Annotated in this window: 14 protein-coding genes; 5 read left to right on the top strand and 9 right to left on the bottom strand. The window is 51.0% G+C overall.

Features of this window, described 5'->3' with window-relative positions; translation table 11 throughout:
* Nucleotides 1-61: 61 nt before the first annotated feature.
* Complete coding sequence (locus K1558_RS22570) at nucleotides 62-1099, top strand: hypothetical protein (protein ID WP_238653930.1); 1038 nt, start codon at nucleotides 62-64, stop codon at nucleotides 1097-1099.
* A gap of 153 nt (nucleotides 1100-1252) precedes the next feature.
* On the opposite strand, the gene K1558_RS33210 is transcribed toward K1558_RS22570, so the two are convergent.
* Nucleotides 1253-1330, bottom strand: a complete 78-nt coding sequence (locus K1558_RS33210; RefSeq protein WP_420800463.1) for a putative holin-like toxin — start codon at nucleotides 1328-1330, stop codon at nucleotides 1253-1255.
* Between the two features lie 57 nt (nucleotides 1331-1387).
* Between K1558_RS33210 and K1558_RS22575 the strand changes: the two genes are divergently transcribed.
* The 3 genes from K1558_RS22575 to K1558_RS22585 all read left to right on the top strand — a co-directional run bounded on the left by K1558_RS22575 (nucleotide 1388) and on the right by K1558_RS22585 (nucleotide 7509).
* Entirely contained in the window at nucleotides 1388-1870 is a 483-nt protein-coding gene (locus K1558_RS22575) for a hypothetical protein (RefSeq protein ID WP_238653931.1), read from the top strand.
* A 141-nt stretch (nucleotides 1871-2011) separates the two neighbouring features.
* Nucleotides 2012-3130: a C45 family autoproteolytic acyltransferase/hydrolase gene (locus tag K1558_RS22580; protein ID WP_238653932.1), complete on the top strand. Its 1119-nt coding sequence runs from the start codon at nucleotides 2012-2014 to the stop codon at nucleotides 3128-3130.
* Between the two features lie 338 nt (nucleotides 3131-3468).
* Nucleotides 3469-7509 carry an S-layer homology domain-containing protein gene (locus tag K1558_RS22585; protein WP_238653933.1) on the top strand — a complete coding sequence of 1347 codons (4041 nt, stop codon included), beginning with the start codon at nucleotides 3469-3471 and terminating at the stop codon, nucleotides 7507-7509.
* Between the two features lie 92 nt (nucleotides 7510-7601).
* On the opposite strand, the gene K1558_RS22590 is transcribed toward K1558_RS22585, so the two are convergent.
* On the bottom strand, nucleotides 7602-8357 hold the full coding sequence (locus K1558_RS22590) for an SDR family NAD(P)-dependent oxidoreductase (protein ID WP_238653934.1): 756 nt from the start codon (nucleotides 8355-8357) through the stop codon (nucleotides 7602-7604).
* A gap of 121 nt (nucleotides 8358-8478) precedes the next feature.
* Between K1558_RS22590 and K1558_RS22595 the strand changes: the two genes are divergently transcribed.
* Nucleotides 8479-9366, top strand: a complete 888-nt coding sequence (locus tag K1558_RS22595) for an AraC family transcriptional regulator (protein ID WP_238653935.1) — start codon at nucleotides 8479-8481, stop codon at nucleotides 9364-9366.
* A gap of 566 nt (nucleotides 9367-9932) precedes the next feature.
* On the opposite strand, the gene K1558_RS22600 is transcribed toward K1558_RS22595, so the two are convergent.
* From K1558_RS22600 to K1558_RS22625, 7 genes are all read right to left on the bottom strand, one after another.
* Complete coding sequence (locus tag K1558_RS22600) at nucleotides 9933-10160, bottom strand: helix-turn-helix domain-containing protein (RefSeq protein ID WP_238653936.1); 228 nt, start codon at nucleotides 10158-10160, stop codon at nucleotides 9933-9935.
* Between the two features lie 324 nt (nucleotides 10161-10484).
* Nucleotides 10485-10565 (bottom strand): putative holin-like toxin, encoded by an 81-nt coding sequence (locus K1558_RS33215; protein ID WP_420800464.1) that lies wholly within the window; start codon nucleotides 10563-10565, stop codon nucleotides 10485-10487.
* Nucleotides 10566-10752: 187 nt separating this feature from the next.
* Nucleotides 10753-11811 (bottom strand): hypothetical protein, encoded by a 1059-nt coding sequence (locus K1558_RS22605; protein WP_238653937.1) that lies wholly within the window; start codon nucleotides 11809-11811, stop codon nucleotides 10753-10755.
* A complete protein-coding gene (locus tag K1558_RS22610; RefSeq protein ID WP_238653938.1) occupies nucleotides 11812-13650 on the bottom strand; it encodes an HSP90 family protein in 1839 nt (612 codons plus the stop codon).
* Nucleotides 13651-13853: 203 nt separating this feature from the next.
* Complete coding sequence (locus K1558_RS22615) at nucleotides 13854-14630, bottom strand: class I SAM-dependent methyltransferase (protein ID WP_238653939.1); 777 nt, start codon at nucleotides 14628-14630, stop codon at nucleotides 13854-13856.
* A 159-nt stretch (nucleotides 14631-14789) separates the two neighbouring features.
* Complete coding sequence (locus tag K1558_RS22620) at nucleotides 14790-16670, bottom strand: leucine-rich repeat domain-containing protein (protein ID WP_238653940.1); 1881 nt, start codon at nucleotides 16668-16670, stop codon at nucleotides 14790-14792.
* 15 nt (nucleotides 16671-16685) lie between these two features.
* A complete protein-coding gene (locus tag K1558_RS22625) occupies nucleotides 16686-17462 on the bottom strand; it encodes a CPBP family intramembrane glutamic endopeptidase (protein ID WP_238653941.1) in 777 nt (258 codons plus the stop codon).
* Nucleotides 17463-17602 lie beyond the last annotated feature (140 nt).

Raw genomic sequence — 17602 nt, forward strand, 5'->3', positions numbered from 1 at the left:
CTTGTTAAGAGGTCATAAGGCTGCAATATCGACAATAATTTTAGTATAGGAGAAATAATGTATGGAAGAAATGATTTCCCTGGACACCTTTCAACCCTTTGACGGCATGACCACAATGTTCCCTCATCATAATTTTCCATACTTCAGTTGCGACTACAATTTATATTTAACGCTTGCCAGATATTTCAAAAAAGATGAGCTGCCGATTTTGAATAATGTAATTAGTATTTATAGATTTAATGAACAAAAAATACAAACAAGAGGATATTTCAAGTTAGAGGTGATGGAGCTCGAGGAGGGAGATCAGATCCTTGAGAAAATAGGAATCTCTATTCGCAAAAAGTCTCCTGCACTAGATACGCTACAAGATGAGATCATAAGCTCTATTTCCAGGGGGCATCCGATTTCCATTTTTATTGATTTATTCTATCAACGCGGGAGAGACTTTTACTATAACAAAAAACATGGGCTGCACCCTGTTTTTGTCTATGGGTTCAATGTGACTAACGGGGAAATATATACGGTTGATGATATTACAGAATACAGGCAATACTCTCTGCCATTCTCAGAATTCCAATTGTCATGCATGACTTCGGAGCACGCAAAGATGCCAGACTACTTTTGGGAATATGCGCTAATGCCCCCTGGTAATCCAGAGACCTTGAACAATGAGAAGTCAGCGCACACAACTATCCATACCTTTGTAGAGAATATGTGCAGGTATCAACATGAAATAACGGAAGGTCTGAATAATATTATGTTGTTGGCCGAAAATTTCGGGCGTATTATCTCAAATGAGACCATTACAGAAACACTGAGCAGCACTATTTATCGAAAATGTTCTGAGAAATACAGGTTAAATACTCTCTATAAGTACAACCTTGATCCTATCAATGCCAAAGATACGCTTGACCCGTTATTAGACCAAATTATTAATGACTGGAAGATGGTAAGGTTCTATTCGAATAAAGCCATCATGCACCACAAGTTCACCGGGGAAATCATAGACAAGTGCGTTGAATATCTTACAAAAATATATACGAATGAAGTGCATTTTCATAATCAATATTATTTAATGTTAAAGGCTGTGAGAGTGTAAAGCGGAAGGTACTGAAAAATTACATTTATATAAATTGAACTAATGATCTTTAGGTTTTAGGATTAGCTGTGACTCCAATAGCCGCTTTTAAGGGCGGTAAGCCTAACAAACAGGACACGACAGATAGACCGCATGCCTTTGCGAGGGGGCGGTCTATTTGCGTTTATTGGACAGCAGCGCTACGATAAGCAAACCAAAGGTTAGCATCAACATCATTGCTTCAAACAACAAAAGTATCTTGAAACAAAAGTATCCATCATCACGTCAATGAGGTTGGAGGTGTTTATATTGAACAAGCTGATTGTTATCCTTTTTATGACCGTATTCTCGTACTATTTTTCGGAACCGGATGAATCCTTAGCTGCCAAGATGAGACCCGCCCCATCTGCCTCAGAAAACATTAAAAGCGAATCTTTTTCAGCTCAAATTTCTATTCCGAAACAAGTGAAAGCCAATCAGGAATTTATCATTTCTGTTGAGCTGAAAAACGAGACTGGACGGGATCTGGAGATTACAACCGGAAGCCCGGTATTTTATTATGTTGTACGGGACAATGCCGGCAAGGGAATTCATCCGACAGCAAGAACGGATATTGGAGTGGTACGTCCAATGCCGGAGGGGGATAGCATCTCAGAAAAGTCCCAATACCGGTTTAAACAATCGGGTACATACGAGATTTCGGCGATTGCGGAATTTTCGGTTCAAAGCGGAGAAAAGAGTGAGGTCTACCAAATAGAGACGGCTCGAAAGTCTATTCAGGTAAGCGATTAAAGCCTACTGCAACGTTTAGAGGTAAAGTGTTTCCATGAACAAGAGGTGGGGCGTTATGGCCCGCGCCTGTCAGCACATCGCACAAAATATCATGCATGGCTTCCTTCTCCCTCGTAGAATAGAGAACAAGGAGGGAAGCCCATGTACACTTTATCCGCGCACACCCTTGAATTAACAGGAACAAGCTACGCGATTGGTCATAAGCTGGGCAGCATCATTTCCGAAAATACGGCGCTCAAGCTCGCTTACACCCGTACGCTCGAGGGGTTTGGCCCTAATGAATATCAGGAGGCCGTCCTGCTGTTCGATGAGTGGTGCCCCGGCATTTCCGGGGAGATTGCCGGCTTTGCCGACGCCCTGCAAGTCCCTGCCAGACAAGTCGCTTATTACGCCATGACCTATCTGCGGCCGCGTTGCAGCCAGATTGCCTTGCTGCCGGCAATGACGGCGCTGAACAAGCCGCTGCTGGCCCGCAACTATGAGTTCCATCATCAGCTGGAGGATTTTGTGTTGGCCCGAACCTCTGTTACAGGCAAATACACGCACATGGGCACAAGCACGATGAGTTTTGGGAGGGATGACGGATGTAACGAGCATGGACTTGCGGTGACCATGAGTGCCTGCGGGTTTCCGGTCGGGGCTTTGCCCTTTATGCGCGCCCCTCAACTACAAGGCTTGCATTTTTGGGCAGCTATCCGCGCGGTTCTGGAGAATTGCCGGGATGTCGGCGAAGCGCTGCGCTACCTGCAGGAGATGCCCATCGCCAGCAATGTCAATTTCATGCTGCTTGATAAACATGGGAACGCTGCCCTGTTCGCAACGGTGGATGGCAAAAAAGCAACCAGGCAAATCGATTCAACCACGCCGGAACCGTTCCTCTGGGCGACCAACCATCCAGTGCTTCCGGCCTTGATCCCTTATGAACCCCAGGCGGCTGTCCACTCTTGGCAGCGGGGGGAATGGATTGCCGCCCAGATGGAGGGAGCCTCCGCTGTGACAACCGAAGAGCTTAAGAGCATGCTGCTGTCCCCCTACCCGAACGGACTAAACTGTCCATATTATGAGGATTACTTCGGTACAACCAAGAGCATGATTTTCTCTCCAGCAGACGGTACAATCGAGCTATGCTGGGGGGGCCGTTCCGAGAATGGCTGGCAGACCTATGATCTGAAGCAGGCATTTGCTGACACGGCAACCCCTGTACAGATGAGGATGGAGCGGGCCGACAAAATGATGTTCGATTATCGGCCCTTGGCTTAACGGATCCATCAATATCGCGAGGCTGTTTCCAAAACTACTTTTGGGGCAGCCTCTTTCACATGGAAGTGTGTCTATTTCCGTAATATATTAAAATCATTCGTGCATTACCCGTATTTAGACTTTCTCATCCTGTTGTTACTATGAAGCTGTTACAGCCTTCAACCATCCGCTTTTGTGAATGCGTTTTCAAATTATGACTGCTATGTATGTTCAGGGGGAGGTGTAAGTATTGATTGCCATGCCGGACATGGCCTAAGCTGCAACACGAAACCACACTATTTGGGGTGACTCTACAACGAGACGTTAGAGGGTTCCTTCAGCAAAGGAGTCAAACTTAGATGAATCGTAGAAAAAATGTAATTAACATTTCCCGCTTCCTCGTCATCATCATGTTGTTCTCCATCTTCACGTATACTCCCATCCCGGCTGCTGCGGCTACAGACGAACCGCCAGTTGAACTGAGTGATCTCATTGCGCAAGCTGAAGCTCTAAAAACCGGCAATACGGAGTTCCCGCTCCAAGTCAGCCAGTCTGTGTATGGGTCGGTCTATGGTTCCGATGTGAACCAGGCTTGGCCATGGGTGCATGTAGACGAGCTGCAAGCTCTGAATGATGCGATTGAGCTAGCGCGTAACGGGAACACTCCGGCCGATGAAGCTATTGCAACGCTTAAAGAAGCCATAGTGAATTTCACTAAGAATATTAAATCAAACGGCTCTGATCCTTATTTCCGGCTTGATCCGGGTCCGGGTAAGGTTCCGGTAAAAGTGACTGCGCCGACGAACGCCTGGAAAGCCAGAACTCCGCTGGATAACCGTGTTCCTGCCGACTTTGCCGGCGGCACGTTTAAGGTGATTCCGTATCCTTTTGCAGATGCCCAAGGGAAAGCGGAAGTGCTCCAGATTAATTACGCCCATAATGGAAAAAGCACCTTCGGCGGCATCAGTCTGGAATCCCCGTTGTCCCCGGCCGTCAATGTCACAGCGGGTTCAACGATTGAATTCGATGTCTATTATCCGAAGAGTGCGCAAGGCAAATTCATGAGATGGAGAGTCAGAAATACCAATGAAAACCTGGACAGCTACCTCAGAGAGTATCAGTACAATAACCTGAATCCGGACTGGGTGGGCAGCTACAACGGTGAATCCTGGCTGAAGGCGCATCACAGCATTACCGCCTCCACGGGTAATTCCTCGAACTTCATTCTTGAGCTTCATGGCGAGAATGCCCGTCCTGAAGAAACCGGTATGCTGCTGGTCTCGAACATCCAGATTACCGCACCAGATCCCAATGGTCAGGCCCTTCCGGACGTAGTCAACAAGGAAAATCAGAGCACTGTAGCGCCTCTAAAGAGCCTGTACAATAAGGAGAACGGCCTGTTCATGGTCGGCGCGATCGGCACCGGACCTGTAACCGGAACCAGAGCCAATCATTATGAAATCTTCGTTGACGGCAACAATCTGAAGGCTGACGGCACGCATCCCCGTGGCCCGGAATGGCTGAAAAATGTGGATGGAGAGGCTCTAAAAGGAGCAACGACGGCTCCTGGCTTAGCGGAATACAGCTTCCCGACTAATTCTTATCAGGCGATCCGGGACTCGGGTACTCCCGGACAGTATAAGTCGCACGGCCACGTTCTGGCATGGTACAACCAGGCTCCTGGATGGATGACACAGATTATTCCTGCGAACCTGTCCTCCGGGTATACCGGGGGGGCCGATTTCTATGGACTTGGCAATGGCGTCACAACTACAGTTAAAGTAGACAAAGAAATGGCCAGAAGAGTGCAGTTCAACCATACGATGTATGTGATGCGGCACTTCCTGACCACAGATACGAAGTACGGCTCCAGCGAAGCCCGCGGCGTCATTCCCTTCAATTCCTGGGATGTACTTAACGAAGAGGTACACGAGAGCCGCCACAGCGAGCTCATCCTTCAGGATGCGAATAGCTGGAGAACGAGCCTGAAGCATACCAACTGGCTGGTTGCCATGTCAGATGATGAGATTGGCGGCGATATCACCAGCCATTACATCTATCTGCTGTTCAAGAACGCGCATATCGCGGCTCCCAACGCCAAAATGGCGGCAGCTTACAAAGCCAACTACGCTAGTCTTCCAGAGTACATGAAGCTGGATGGACACGACAAAGACGGCAGCATTGATGATTACATCGTAGACAATCCGCCGAAGCTGACTTATAACGATTACGGGCTTGCAACCCGCAGCAAGGCGAGAACCGTATATAACATGGTTCTTGAATTGAATACTGCATGGCGCTCCGACCCGCTGTATGATGGAAGACCCCTGATTGAGGATATCGGTATCCAGGGGCATGACGTGGTAGGTAAAACTTTGGCAAGCGATAACCAATATGCGATGGCTCTCTATGCCTCACTGGTTGACCGCGGCCTGCTGTCGGGTATTACCTATTCAGAGCTTGACCTTAAGGTGCCGACCGATGCTCCCGGAGGAGGCGCAACTGCTCCAGCTGTGCTTAATGTCAGACAGTCGGACGCTCTTGGTTATCAGTACGCACTGCTCTACAAAATTTTCAATAAGTTCGCTCCGTATATTGATCACATCATCAGCTGGGGCGTATCCGGTTCCGGCTGGCAGGGAAGCTATGTCCTGTTTGACGGCCAGAGCAATGCGAATGCCGGCTACTATGGCGCTATGAAACCGGACAGATTCATCCAAGGGCATTCGTATCTGGATGGTTATTTTGCCGGTGAATATCAGGCCATCCAGAATAATAGCATCGACCTTGGCGACCTTGGAGTCTATACACCAAATAGCGTAAATGCCGACCTCAGCAGCTTGTCGCTTAGCGCGGGAACACTCGATCCGGCGTTCAACACAGCCATCACAGAGTACAATGTATCCCTGAAGGATGCCGGCAGCGTAACCGTAACAGCAGCAGCGGCAGACAGCAGATCAACCATTAAAGTGAATGATAAGGTGGTTGCCAGCGGCACAGCTTCTGAAGCGATAGCACTGATACCTGGCACCAAAACAGATATAAAGGTTGAAGTAACAGGTGCTGATGGCAGGGTCAAGACGTATACCCTGAAAGTAACCAACAGCAAGACGGAGACCCCGTCCACTCCGGAACCAGGAACACCAACACCATCTCCAACACCTGAGCCTGGAAATCCTTCAACGCCTGCACCTGGTGGTAACTATTCAACGTCTGGACCAGTAGTGTCTGCAACACCTGCACCAGCAGCACCTGTTGTAGAAGGGCAGAAAGTAACTATGCAGGCAACAGTAAACAATGGAACCGGAATGGTTAAGGTAGCAGATCTGGCACAAGCAAAGGAATTCATCGGGAAAAATGTGATCCTGGATATCCCTGCCGTGCAAGGAGTGAATTCATATTCGGTAGCCTTGCCTGCTGCAGCACTGACCGGTGGAACCAAGGATAACAAGCTGACCATTTCCACCGAATTCGGTCAGGTCGTCATCTCCGGTAGTATGTTGACAGGCACACCAGAAAGCAGCGGCAAGGAAATATCGCTGGATATTGGAAGAGGCGACAAGTCTAAACTCCCGGCGGAAGTACTACAGGCAACTCTTGGCGAGAAGCCGGTCATTCAGCTTAGCCTTAAGGTGGACGGTAAAGAAGCGGCCTGGAGCAATCCTGGTGCACCTGTAACCGTATCCGTACCTTACCAGCCAACAGCGGATGAATTGAAGAATCCTGAGTTGATTGTTATCCGGTACATTGACGAAAGCGGAAAGGTTATGACCGTACCGAGCGGACGTTATGCCGCCAAGACCGGTATGGTAACCTTCACAACGACTCATTTCGGCGACTTCACGGTAGCTTATGTATCCAAGACCTTCACAGATCTCGGAAAGGCGGCATGGGCGAAGAACGCGGCCCAGGTCTTGGCATCCAAGGATATTCTCAAGACCGAAGGCCAGTTATTCCATCCGTCAACGGATATCAGCAGAGCAGATTTCCTGTACTCTCTGGTCAGAGCACTTGGCCTGACGGCGAAGGTTAATGGAAACTTCAGCGATGTACAGGAGAATGCTTACTACTATAATGAGATTGGAATTGCCAAAGCGCTTGGGATTACGAATGGCCTGGACAACGGCAGCTTCGGCAGCGCTCTTAAGATCACTAGACAGGACATGATGGTGTTGACCGAGAGAGCCTTGAAGCTGGAGAAGAAGCTGAATTCTCAAGGCACTGCTGCGGATCTGCAGAAATTCTCCGACAAGTCCAAAGTAGCTTCCTATGCGGTGAACAGCGTAGCCGCCATGGTGAAGGAAGGGCTCATCGAAGGCAGCGGTAATAAGGTCAATCCGGCCGGCAACACAACTAACGCAGAAGCTGCAGTATTCCTTTACAGACTATATAATAAGTAAAAGCATCGTATAGGAACAAGATACGCCCAAAAGACCGCACTCCCTTTGCCGGGAGGACGGTCTTTTGGCTTTTATCTGGCAGGGATATGATCTTACAGCAAATGTCCGCCAGACACTTCAATATCCTGGGCTGTAACCCACCCGAACTCATCGGATAACAGGCTTACAATAACCTTCGCTATATCTTCGGGATGGCCGATTCTGCCAAATACAGATTGCTCCGCCAGCGGCTTAATGAATTCGGGATGTTTATCGAATACTCCATCGCCAAAATTGCTGTGTGTAGGACCGGGAGAGACGGCGTTGACCCGGATTTGGCGCGGTGCAAGCTCCTTGGCAATGTAGCGGGTCCAGGTTGAGAATGCTGCTTTTAACGAGCCATAGACGGAATAGCCCGGAAAGGATTGATTTTTGGATGAGCTCGTGGTATTGACAATAGCTCCGGCGTCCTCCATGAATCCGGCAAGCTGTTGTGTTAGAAAAACAGGTCCTTTGAAGTTCGTATTCAGAATCTTGTCGAAATATTCCTCACTCATCTCATTGAACAGCATGGGCCCGCCGATCCCGCCATTATTCACCAAGTAATCAAAGGTTGTCCGGTTCCAAATGTTACGGAGACTCTCCTTCACTTCTTGAGTAAAGCCTGCAAAGGTTGAGATCTGCGTCAGGTCCAGCTTCAGTGCGACTGCCCGGACACCTGCATTTTTCTCAATTTCCTTTACAACATCTTCCGCACGTTCCTTGTAGGAATTGTAGGTGAGAATGACGCTAATCCCGCGTTTGCCAAGCTCCAGCGCCGCTGCTCTTCCAATGCCATTACTTCCACCCGTTATTATCGCAATTGTCATAAGATCCTCCTTGTTCTGTGTTCGGCTTGGTTCTAATTGTAGCCGCAGCTGACGGATCAAAATAGACCTGAAAGTGCCTATTGATTGCCTAAAAGCACCATTCGTATGATAAAATATGTGCATGAAAAACGTCCTTGAAGAAATAATGGAGCTAATGAAGGATGCGGGCACCAGGCAGATTGAAACCGGAGTACCGGGGCTGAGTATGATTAAGGGAGATGTCCCCAATCATCAGCTTGCAGCGCTGTACGAGCCGATGATTGGTTTTACGGTTCAAGGAAGAAAGATTCTCTCCATCGGGGGGCGCAGCACGGAACTGGCAGGGCCATCTTATTACGTGTTACCAGTGCATGTTCCTGCAACGGCGGTTGTACATCCGGACCGTTACGGCCAGCCTTACATGTCCCTTGGTCTCAAGCTGAATCAGAATGTTCTTCAGAGTCTGCTAAGAGATCTCCAGGAGCATCTGTTACCGGCTGCTTCCGGGGCATTCGCAGCTTGCGGCATGGATATTGAATTGATGGAGGCATGGCTGCGTTTATTGCGATTATCGCAAGCGCCAAGAGATATTCCGGCGCTTGCACCGGCTTACGAGCGCGAAATCCTGTATCGTGTGCTGATGGGACCACAAGGAGGGGAGCTGAGGCAATTGGGTCAGCGGGAAAGTGATTTATCCCGGATATCCCAAATTGTAAAATGGTTTCGGAGTAATTTTATGAAGCCCATAGACATTAGTGAGCTGGCATCGAAATCGGGGATGGCGATAAATACCTTTCACCGGCAGTTTAAACGGGCTACAGGGTTAAGTCCTATTCAATTCCAAAAGCAACTAAGGCTCCTGGAGGCCAGAAACCTTATTGCCTTCGAGGGCTATCCGGTAGCAAGTGCCGCATATCATGTTGGCTATCAAAGTCCTTCACAGTTTAACCGGGAGTATTCACGTTTCTTCGGTGCATCTCCAGCCCGGGACACGGAGAGCCTGAGACGAATTGAGAGTATGAGGGATTAGAAGGTTATGCCAAGAGCCAATTGCAGCTTAATGAAACGGCATAAAGAGCATAAGCAGCGCAGGGAGATGCATATTGCTGGCTTCAATCCGGTAGCCTATGCTGCTGTCCTCAAGCTTTTTACAGTGAACCGGTAAATGATGGAGCGCATCCCGTATGGTTCTCTCATCCAGGCCGGCTGCCGCTACGATATTCTCCATAGTAACAAAGCAGTCAAAGTCATGCCTGGTCAACTCGTATAATGCGAATAATACCGTTAATCTGTCAGCATCAGCATAGGCCCGAAGCACACTGTACAGACTTAACAGATGATCTGGCGCGAGTTCCCGTTTACCGGCGTGACTGGAAAAGAAGAGCATCCCTTGCCTGGCAATGGTAACTCCTTCCGGTTCGCTGCAAATAGAGGTTCCCCAAGCTTTCTGATCATACGTCTTATCCGGGTCCCAGGGCAGGTAGCCCTTGTAACCATTGGATACGATCCCCTCATGCAGGCGGAAGGCGATCTGGCAGGCCAGCGTGAAACGCTCCTTGGCAGGGGTCTGTTCAAACAGAAGCTTGATGTCTTTGACTACGCTCTGAGCATTGGCCTTCTGAACACGGCCGAATAGAAGTCAAGGCTGACTCCGAAATAATTAGCGATCTCGGGTAATAAAGCGGTATCTGGATAACAAGCCCCGCTTTCCCACTTGGATACGGCTTGATTGGTTACACCGAAGACCTCAGCGAGCTCTTCTTGAGTCTTCCCCTTGTTCTTGCGCAGTTCTAGTAATTGCTTATGTATGCCTGTTGTCCTCATTCGTGTTCCTCCTTTACGCTTTTACGGAATCATTGTACATCCGGAGCCTGACGTATGCCATGTAGTGTTGCTTGGATTTCCCTAAGAGCTTTCCAACATTGAGTTGGAAAGAAGCTAAGATATGTCTTCGAATTGGTACTCACAAATTTGTTAACCACTGTTAACATCCACTAACGGCTGTGGTATAGTATAAGCAGAACAGGCGTACAATGCTAAGAGAGCCGTGCGTCAACACGACTCTCCCCAGCAATAGCCGCTTTTAAGGGCGGTAGGCCTCAACAAAAGGATACGACAAATAGACCGCAGCCTTGTTGGGAGGGCGGTCTATTTGCGTGTATTGGACAGTATCGCTACGATAAGCGAACCAAAGGTTAGCATCAGCATGATTGCTTCAAACACTGTCACAAGGCATCCCTCCCTTCATAGAGAGGTAGCCGACCGACCCTTTTAAGCCTATTCTATTGCTCCAATCAGTATAACATATTAAATGCCGGAATATTGCCTATGTCTGGAAAATATTTGACGTAAATACGTATTTGTAATTCATAAAGAGCAGCCCCCAATATGGGAGCTGCTCTTATTTGCGCTTGTCCTACAACTTCTCCAGCAGTTCAGTATAATAGCCGTTGCCGTTCCGCTTATCCAGCTTCTCCGCCGTGGCGAGAGCCAGCTGCTGGAAGTGCTTCGCAAGCGCAGCTACGTCTTCGGACTGGTGCTCACATGGATGTCCGGCCGGCAGCTTGACCTGGAAGCGGATGGATTCCCCGGACAGACGGCGGAACATTTTGGCGGAATAGGCATTGAAGATCATCTGATCGACCGGGTTCTCATGATCGAGCGAGGAGGCGACATACTCTTCGAAGACCTCCAGCGCCTTGACCGGATCGGTCAACGTCAGGTAGCCAATATGCTCTCCCTGGTGATACAGGAAATCGCGGTTGCCTTTGACCAGCTTGTAGCCTTTCTTCTGCAGCTTATCCGCTTCCGCTTGGCGGCCCAGCCGCAGGAGAGGGAAAAGCACCTTCGTAATCGTCACATGAGGGACCTCACCGCAGGTCATCCGGCCCTTGAGAATCGGCTCGGCTGCCTTCACGGTTGCTTCATCGTCTCCCTGTTTCGCCAGGAACTCAACCAGGCTATGCTGCTCACAAGCCTCACAATCGCTCATCTCGTCCCGGTCCATGGTCTGGACAATTGCCCATTCGGCCTGTGAAGCTTCCAGCTCCCCGAAATCTTCGAGGATATTCGCCCGGTAATAGTGATAGGTCCGGCTGCTGTAGCCTTCGGCTGCGAAGCGGGTCTTCATATCCTCCAGCAGGTTCTCAATCTGAGTGCGGCTAATATCTGCAAAAGCAGTGATACGGTCCAGCACCCATTTGTACGACCACATCAGGCTGTAATCATCGAACCGGCCAGGGTTCCGGTCATACTGCCCCAGCTGCCAGGAGAAGGCGACCAGCGCCTTCATCGGATAGCCGTGGAAGCTGCCCAGCTCTACAATCTCGCTGCGCGCCTCATAGCCCTGATCGATATCTCCTGCGGCATCAGCAACGCGTACTGCCTGCTCGAGCAGCTCCAGCTTCGCCTTGCCTCCGGGCAGGCTATAGGCTTCCTCCATCAAATCGTCGAAACTCATCTCGGTCAGGTTCATCTATTCGTCTCCTCCTGTAACTTGATTAGCGGTTAATCCCCAATCTATAAATTGAATAATCCCCTGGTTCAGCAGCGCCATCTCCTGGCGGTTCATCGGATAATGTCCCATCATCAGCGCATTGCAGTACAGCATCTCGACAATCGAAGGCAGCATCTTCTGGTTAGCCGGTTGAAATGCCCGACCGATGACCGGATTGTTCAGGTTAAAATAGAGCGTGGCGTAGGCCGTATCCTTAAACGTAGCGCCCAGGCTGCCCAGTACGGAGGAGAGGGCATCGGTGCTCACTTCCTTCGTTGCCTCAAGTACACGCCACTGGGCGGATTCCTCGGACAGCGTATAGAGCACAGGAATCTCCTCCGGCTTGAAGCGGCGCAGCTGCACCTGGCAGCGGAATTTCTGCAGGACACTGTCTGCGAGTCTTACGGATTCATAGTAGTCCAGCCGTTCCTGAGGGGTAATATCGGTAAAAGATAACGATACCTCCTCCGGCAGCAGCCGTTCCGTCTCTACGTCCGGGTCAATGAGCGGCAGCCGGGACAGCAGCTCGGCATCATAGATAAATCCGCCATTCACCACCAGCATGGATTGGGCCGAAGCCACGTGTGTAATCTGGCGGTATTCATCCAGCGTCGCAGTGAAGTACAAGGGAGGCTGCTGCTTCAGCTCGCCGAGCGTCTTTCTGCCAAAAGTGCTATCAAACGGCAGCCACTCATGAATGATTGAATAGAACGACAAATCTTCCACCGCGAGGGCCTTCATAGATAAGGCGTGCAGCGAAATGATAGATTGCAGGCGATCCGGATCGTACTCTGCCATCCGCATTAATTCCTGACGGATAGAGCTTCCGAGCTCTTCCCGTACCTGCTCCAGCTGGGCATTCTCATAGAAATGCTCACGGGAAGCGGTGGGCTGGAGTTCATCGGTCCAGATCAGGCATTTCACGAAGAAGGCCCAGTCCGGCAGGATATTGCTGGCAGCTTCCGAGACCAGCATGTGCTTCAGGTACACCCGGTGATTGCGCTTGGCATTCAGATTCACCGCATGCGGCAGAATGAAGGCGATACCTCCCGTCCGGCCCGATGCAGTGTGCAGGGGAATGAAATCACGGAACGTCTCTCCCAGCACCTGCTTGCCGAAGGCAAGCACCTCGTCACGGTGCTTACGGGCCAACTGCGGATCTTTGACCCACGGCGGGGTCAGCGGATTAATCAGGCGGGTGTTACGGTCTGATACCAGCTGGATCGGGTAAGGCAGCAGAGCGCCGTAATGGAACAGCCCTTCCTGCAGATTGGCTTCCTCGAAGTAAGCTTCGGAGCCTTCTTTGCAACGCAAAAAAACCTTGGTGCCCGGAGCGTGCTCACCCTCAAGCTTGCGGATCGTATAGGTGCCGTCCGGCTTCCCGCGCCATTCCAAGGCTGGTCCGCCTTTGGCCGATTGGGTAACCATGACGATATCGTCGCTCACCATGAAGCAGGACAACAGCCCGATGCCGAACCGCCCGATAAAAGAGGTATTGGTCGAGAGAAAATCCTCGCCCCGCTTGGAGGATTGTCCGATCATCGCCAGGAACTCATGAATCTCTGCTTCGTTCAACCCGATCCCGTTGTCTTCGACGAGCAAGGTCGCCCCGGTGGACGTTCCGCTGACCTCGACGTGAATCTTGCCTTCGTATCCGTCAGGCGAATATGCCTGCCTTGCAGTAATGGCGTCTATGCCATTCTGCAGCAGCTCTCTTAAGAATACCTTCGGACTGCTATACAAATGGTTAGACAAAATGTTGATCATACCGCTTAAATTCACCTGAAAGCGGTAGGTATCCCGGTTCTGGTTCTCCATCTTGATTCTCCTGTTCTGTAATCATTTTGCTTGTGCTTCATGCCAACAACAATTGGTAGCTATGTAGACGGACGCAACTCTATGTATTACCCAGATGCAGCAATATAAGAAACAGATATTCCCAATCCCGTCTAATTTGCCTGCCTTAAAAATACAAAGAAACCCTAGGTCATGTCCGACCCGGGCTTCCCGGCATTCTATTCTCAGTCCGCCATCTTCACCGCGCAGACCCGCAGCCGCCGGTAGTCGGCGATCCATCGGCCCTGCCGGTAATGCTCCGGCCGGAGGTGTTCTTCGACTTCCTTGTAGATCGCAGCCTTGTCTGCCACGCTGACATCGTAGAAGAAGTCATCGGCCATCATGTCCAGCCAGTCGCGGATTCCGCTCTCTCCCTGCAAGGGCGTCGGCCGTTCGAAATGCTGGACCAGCGTGACCAGGAAGCCATGCGCCTCCAGCACTGCCGCGTATTCTCCGGCAGTAGGGAAATACCACGGATTGCGGCCCTGCGGGTCATAGCCGTGCGCGGCCAGCGCGGTCTCGGTCGCATTCACCAGAGAGGCGACGTTGCGGTAGCCGCCGAATTCGGCGACGAACCGCCCGCCGGTCCGCAGTGCGCTTGCTACCGTCACAGCGACAGCGTGCGCGTCCTTCATCCAGTGCAGCGCAGCGTTGGAGAATACCGCATCGAAGGGCTGATCTGTCCGGTAAGTATACGCATTGTGGGCGCTCAGATTCAGCTTCGGGTACTTGCTGCGGCCGCGCGCGATCATCTCAGCCGACAGATCAATACCCGCCGTCTCTGCTCCGGCGGCCGCGATTTTCGCCGTCAGATCGGCCGTGCCGCAGCCGATATCAAGCACGCGTTCGCCGGGCTGAGGCTGCAGCAGCGAGAGGACATCGCCGCCCAGCTTAGAGACGAAATCCAGCTTGTGATCATACGTGTCCGCCTGCCATTGGTTATTGGAAGTTGATTGATTCATGTACTTCCCCTCCTTTGCAGCCAGTATAACGCTGTACCGATTATAAGTGAAATATATAATTAGTATATGATTGATAACCATTGCCTATAAACGTGTTCTTAAATGAATAGACCGCAAGCCTCTGTAAGGAGAGCGGTCTATTGATTGTAAATAAAAGAATTAATATACCTGTACGCCTGCATCAAGCACCGACGTATTTCCCACGGAATTGCCGGTCAGGAACACCTGCTGCAGGTTAGGCAGCTTACTCAGAAGCTCTATATTGGAAATCGCATTGTTCTCCAGATGAAGCTCCTCGATGGCCTGCCATTTGCTCATGAACGCAAGTGAGGCCAGGTTGTTGTCCTGCAGGGTGAAGGACCGCAGAGCAGTCAGGTTCGCGAAATAAGGCATGATCTGGTCAACCTCACTAACAGAGTCGTTGTTTCTGGAGAAGTATGGCCGGTCCAAGGTCAAATGCTCAAGCGTGCTGTTCACTGCCGCTGCGGGCTGCCTGAAATTCAGACGGCATTCCGAGCAGACCAGCGTGTTCACCTGCTTCAGGCTGAACAAGGCGTCGCTCTCTGAATACAGCGATGAATCATAGATACTCAGTGTCTTTAGACTGGGCAAACTGTCCAGCGCACGAAGCTGGATGATGTCGCCGCTCTCCCAGAGAGACAGCTCTGCAAGCTCCGGGAATTTCTTCAGCTCAGCCATGCTGAGCTCCCCGCTCCCGCCCCGCAGTGTCAGGCTGGTAACCGCAGGGGCTTTCAGCCCGGAGAGGAAGGAGACGGGAATCTCCACCCGTTTGGCACCCGGCAGGATAACCGCATCGGGCTTCTCGTAATAACCCGTCAAGGTGAAATCCCGCAGCGAGGTTAGGCTGTTCACCGCTTTTACCGAGCCTAGCTGGTTTAAGGAAGCCAGACGGAGCGAGGTAATGGAGGTTTTGCCGGTCAGACGCTCCAGGCTGGAGAAATTCAAATTCTCCAGATCGAGCGTCTGCAGAGCAGGCATGTTCTGCACGAAGTCGATAGATTTCACATTCGTCAGGAAAGACAACCGAAGCTGCTGAAGCCCGGTTAACGCATAGAGCGGCTGCAAGTCGGTGACCTCACTGTAATGAATCGCCAGGGAGGACAGCCCGGTCATGGATGACAACCAATCCAGGTCGTTGACATAGGTCAGCGACAGAGACTTCAGCGGCAGCTTGTTCAGCAGATGGAAGTCGGTGACAGACTCATCCGCATAGGTAATGGACAGTGAGCTTAGATTAGGGAAGTCCAGCAGCAGGGCCAGCTCCTGATTGCTCCGCAGCTGAGTGGACAGCTCCGTAATCTTGGATTTATCGCCGAAGTAGCCGGAGAACGCGCTGAACGATTCGTTGAAGGCGCCGCCGTAGCTTTTGAGTCCGGGCATATGGGCGAACGTGGTCTCTTCGGTCTGGGAGATCTCATAGGTTCCGTTCAGGTAGAGTGCTGTCAGCCCCTTGAACGCTTCAAAGTCCCGCTGGTCAATCCGCTGGGAATTCAGCCGCTTGTCCTGGGTCACATAAGTGAGCTTCTCGGCCTGCGCATCGCTGAACGGATCGGAGAAGCTGTAGGTGAACTCCCAATGGTCATTGTCTGTATAATCCACGCTCAGATAACGCAAACGGGCAATCTCCTCCTCGGTCGGCAGGGCAGAACCTTTACCGATAATCTCCCTCAGGAAGGTGAGCAGCACCTCACTCTCGGGCATCGTCCGTACAGACTGAGTCGCCTTGGTTGCCTGCTGCGGAGAGCTGAGACTGTAATAGAAATATGTACCGATAGCGCCGCCCAGCACCAGCAGCAGGACCAGCACCAGCCTTATGGGGATGGAGACGGAAACGGGCGGCTTCGGCGCGGCCTTGGGAGGAGGTGTTCCGTGATAATGGTTAATGGTCTGATCAACATAGTAGACATTATTTTGCTTCAGCAGCAGCTCGGTCTGGCAATAAGGACATTTGAGAACCGCGCCTTCCTTGTATTCAATTCTTCCGCTGCAATTGGGACAATTCAACGGGATAAATGCCACGGGCCGCAGCCTCCTTCATGATGTGATGATATTCTTCCGCACCGCTCTCCCTACAACTATAAGGATGACTGCCAATAATGTGCAAGACACGGCTAAAGTACCCATGGCCTGGCGGTTGCCGTCTTCTTCGTTGAACCAGATCAGCAGGCCCAGATTGATGAGTGCATGGAAGGTGGTGGATATAAGAAGCCTTCCGCCCCTGGCATCACGGAGCAATTCGCCAAGGATAACCGAAATAGAGACGGCAAACAGAATAAACAGCAAGGCATACCCCGGGCCCTCGGCAAAAATACCGATATGCCAGACTCCCCACAGGACCCCGACAATGACCGAGGCCGGCAAGACGCCGAACCAGTTCTGCAGCATCGGCTGCAGGTAGCACCGCCACCCAATCTCTTCGCCTGCCGCGCCAATGAATTGTGCAACTACAATGAGCCAGAAGGGGTGCGATAGGGAAGAGGGCGGCGTATACGCTATCGGAAGCCCGTTAAGCGAATACCAGACCCATGCCGCAGCGACTATGAGGGCGCTCAGAGCGGCAACGGCGGCCAGCTTCCACGGCTGGTGGGGCCATAACCGGTTGCCCGTCGCAAGGGAAGGCATCCTCATAAGAGAGCGGAGCAGACAGAGCGCCAATACCCCTAATGTTGGACCGAACTGAGTAAGTTGAATCACGACTCCGGGGATGCCCAGCATGGGCTGAATAATCCCGAGAACTAACGAACCGATGGAGGTAACGATGTAAAAGATCAGCACCTCTGTCCACAGATTGGGTTGCTTAAGGCTTAGCACAGGACCATATCCTTTCCTATTTGGAGTCTAGGCCGGGCATGACTTAACTTACCGAGATTTACGTGAGTTTCGCTGATGTGTTCCATTATTCTTTGGAGTGAAGCTGATAGTTTGATTCTATTGAACAAATGCTCAGAACA

This window comes from Paenibacillus piscarius (assembly GCF_022234545.1).
Lineage (GTDB): Bacteria > Bacillota > Bacilli > Paenibacillales > Paenibacillaceae > Paenibacillus_AQ > Paenibacillus_AQ piscarius.

Bases quoted from the DNA above. Each gene is read 5' to 3' on its own strand.
- K1558_RS22590 (WP_238653934.1), bottom strand. From the start codon at position 8,357: ATGACAATTGCGATAATAACGGGTGGAAGTAATGGCATTGGAAGAGCA.
- K1558_RS22605 (WP_238653937.1), bottom strand. From the start codon at position 11,811: ATGAACCTGACCGAGATGAGTTTCGACGATTTGATGGAGGAAGCCTAT.
- K1558_RS22600 (WP_238653936.1), bottom strand. From the start codon at position 10,160: ATGAGGACAACAGGCATACATAAGCAATTACTAGAACTGCGCAAGAAC.
- K1558_RS22585 (WP_238653933.1), top strand. From the start codon at position 3,469: ATGAATCGTAGAAAAAATGTAATTAACATTTCCCGCTTCCTCGTCATC.
- K1558_RS22595 (WP_238653935.1), top strand. From the start codon at position 8,479: ATGAAAAACGTCCTTGAAGAAATAATGGAGCTAATGAAGGATGCGGGC.
- K1558_RS22570 (WP_238653930.1), top strand. From the start codon at position 62: ATGGAAGAAATGATTTCCCTGGACACCTTTCAACCCTTTGACGGCATG.
- K1558_RS22610 (WP_238653938.1), bottom strand. From the start codon at position 13,650: ATGGAGAACCAGAACCGGGATACCTACCGCTTTCAGGTGAATTTAAGC.
- K1558_RS22615 (WP_238653939.1), bottom strand. From the start codon at position 14,630: ATGAATCAATCAACTTCCAATAACCAATGGCAGGCGGACACGTATGAT.
- K1558_RS22580 (WP_238653932.1), top strand. From the start codon at position 2,012: ATGTACACTTTATCCGCGCACACCCTTGAATTAACAGGAACAAGCTAC.